Origin of the sequence: Bacillus sp. 220_BSPC (assembly GCF_001054655.1) — a bacterium.
In the GTDB taxonomy this organism is placed as follows: domain Bacteria; phylum Bacillota; class Bacilli; order Bacillales; family DSM-1321; genus Peribacillus; species Peribacillus frigoritolerans.
This window is the reverse complement of sequence record NZ_JVPL01000027.1, coordinates 1-2,569: the sequence shown is the minus strand read 5'-3', so window position 1 is coordinate 2,569 and position 2,569 is coordinate 1. Positions and strand designations below refer to the sequence as shown.

The 2,569-nt window shown below is 39.2% G+C and carries 3 protein-coding genes; 2 read left to right on the top strand and 1 reads right to left on the bottom strand.

All coding sequences use genetic code 11. The annotated features are described in order from the left end of the window. Positions 1–299 precede the first annotated feature (299 nt). Positions 300–1,196, bottom strand: a complete 897-nt coding sequence (locus ADA55_RS01795) for a LysR family transcriptional regulator (protein ID WP_048678278.1) — start codon at positions 1,194–1,196, stop codon at positions 300–302. A 135-nt stretch (positions 1,197–1,331) separates the two neighbouring features. Here ADA55_RS01795 and ADA55_RS01790 point away from each other — a divergent pair, with 135 nt between their 5' ends. Next, positions 1,332–2,315, top strand: a complete 984-nt coding sequence (locus ADA55_RS01790; RefSeq protein WP_048678277.1) for a DMT family transporter — start codon at positions 1,332–1,334, stop codon at positions 2,313–2,315. A gap of 10 nt (positions 2,316–2,325) precedes the next feature. Then, positions 2,326–2,469 carry a YrzO family protein gene (locus ADA55_RS29075; RefSeq protein WP_142398560.1) on the top strand — a complete coding sequence of 48 codons (144 nt, stop codon included), beginning with the start codon at positions 2,326–2,328 and terminating at the stop codon, positions 2,467–2,469. Positions 2,470–2,569: the final 100 nt, after the last annotated feature.

Here is a 2,569-nt window from a genome sequence, read left to right as displayed (position 1 = left end):
AACTTTAGGCGAAAATTCAAAGGGAATTTCAAAAGGGGTTCAGAATTTTTAAATTCCGAACCCCTTTTGTCTACAAACTGAAGCCAACGAAATCGTTGGCTTTTGTCTAAATAATTCCCAAAATACTTTCTAGTAACATGCGACAAGCATAAGGAACCGAAGCAATAATAAATGCCATACCATGCTATATCGCTGTCCCAGTTTCGCCATGTTTTTTATGTTTTACTTTTTATGAATAGTTTCGCAGCCTATTCAGCAATCCTCTATCATTCTATGCAAAGCGATTTGCTGCTTCCCCGTCATATCAGCTCAGGAGCTGTTTCTGGATTTTGCTTGAACCGGTCTTCATGATGAGCTTCAATCGTGTGCAGGAAGCTTTTCATGGAGTTTGTCATATAAGCATCTTTACGGTGAATGAAGACTGTCGAGATATTGCGGTATTCTTCCGGAATTGGATGCACGTGGACTTTTTCATTGGCTGTTAGGTGATTCACCGCCGATTGTGGTACAAGGGTAATGCCAAGGCCGAGTGTGACGCTGGTCAAGATCGTTTCCAATACATTGAACTCCATGATCCTTTTGGGCATCACTTCTTCTTCCCTCAGCCATTGTTCCAGTTTGGAGCGATAGCCACACCCCTGACTGAATACTAAAAATGGTTCCGTTATGATTTCTTCAAGGTTAAATGTTTCATTTCTTGTAACTAATACAAGCTTTTCTGTACAGACATCGTATGGCTGAATGAGCGGATGTTTGATCGGTCCTGTAACAAAAGCGCCATCCAGCCTGTGTTCAATGACATCTTTGATTAAGTCTTCCGTTAACCCCGCCTTTATGGATAAATCGACATTTGGATACTGTTTATGATAGGCGGCTAGAATCTTGGGAAGATCGCTGACCGTTTCAACTGTACCGATATTCAATATCCCTGTAGGTGTTTCACTATCCAGGAATACTTGCTTGAGTTCTTCCACATCAAGCAAAATTTTGTTTACATACTCCAGCATTTTTCTGGCCTCCGCAGTTAGTGACATGCCACGTTTATGCCTATTGAATAAAGGCGTCCGTAACTCCTGCTCTAAATGCTTAATCCTCGCCGTTACATTGGATTGGACGTAATTCAACTCAACAGCCGCCTTACTTACGCTGCCATATTTGGCGACGCACTGGAATATTTGCAAATCCCTCATTTCCATCAAAGTGCCCCCCCTTTCTCAACTATCATTAATAATGATGATTATATTCATTTTAAGTCATTTTACATGATAATGACTTTATCATAAGGTGTGTATAGGAATTAAATCAATCATTATTTTTGAGGGGAAGCTTTTATGAAAAAAAATCAAGTTTTAATCGGTGCACTTTTATGTTTGACTGCCAGCATTTCTTGGGGAGCGATGTTTCCAGTTGCAGAAAGGGCCTTAATGTATATTGATCCTTTTTATTTCGCTTTTTTGCGATATTTAGCTGTTAGCGTCATTTTAGGGATATTGCTTTTAATGAAAGAGGGTAAGAAGTCTTTTAGCCTGGAAGGGCAAGGAAAGAAATTATTGTTTTTTGGGACGATGGCTTTCACTGTCTACAATTTTCTCATTTTCGCAGGTCAAGATTTACTGGGGCATAACGGGGTGATTGTTGCTTCCATCATGGAATCATTAATGCCCATGATTTCAATTTTAATTCTGTGGGTTTTCAAAAGTGCCAGACCCATGAAGTACACAATCGCCAGCATGTTCCTTGCCTTGATAGGGGCCATTCTTGTCATTACCAATGGCAGCTTATCATTCGTATTTTTATTGAAAGATAGTATCATCCCTATCCTTTTCATTCTTATCGGGGTTATAGGGTGGGTTATTTATACGATGGGCGGCAACCAATTTAACGGATGGTCAACACTTCGCTATTCGACTTTAACGTGCATTTTAGGAACAGCCGTATCAGCCATCATAACCTTCCTCGCAACGGCAATGGGCCTGTCCGTCCCTACGGCAGAGGTTATGCAATCCATTTATGGCGAGATGATTTTCATGATTATTTTCCCTGGTGCCATAGCCCTTTTAAGCTGGAATTTAGGCATTAAACTTTTAACGCCGATCAATGGAATCCTATTTATCAATTTAGTTCCAATCACCACGTTGGCCATCGTTTTCATCCAAGGAGGATCACTATCATCCTACGAAATACTCGGAACTTTTTTAGTGATATATGCTTTGATTCAAAACAATTACTTTCAAAGAAAGAACTTGCCTTCCCGGGTTAAGGAAATGAATCCAAGTGAAAAGAATCATTTAATTAAAGGTACACAACATCAATAGGAGGGCAACAATGGATTTATTAACGCTTATGCTAATCTTAGGATTGGCTATACTTTGGGAATTGGCAACGATTAATAAGAATGTGAAAAAGATGAATGAGCAAAATGCAGAATTGATCAATCTGTATAATGAAAGAAGGAAAAGAATTCAATAAAATAGAATTTTGGCAATACTATGTAAAAAAGCCTCTCATTTAGAGAGGCTTCAGTTTGTCGACAAAAGGGGTTCGGAATTAAAAAATTCTGAACCCCTTT

Coding starts and splice junctions, on each gene's coding strand:
- ADA55_RS29075 (WP_142398560.1), top strand. CDS start 2,326: ATGGATTTATTAACGCTTATGCTAATCTTAGGATTGGCTATACTTTGG.
- ADA55_RS01790 (WP_048678277.1), top strand. CDS start 1,332: ATGAAAAAAAATCAAGTTTTAATCGGTGCACTTTTATGTTTGACTGCC.
- ADA55_RS01795 (WP_048678278.1), bottom strand. CDS start 1,196: ATGGAAATGAGGGATTTGCAAATATTCCAGTGCGTCGCCAAATATGGC.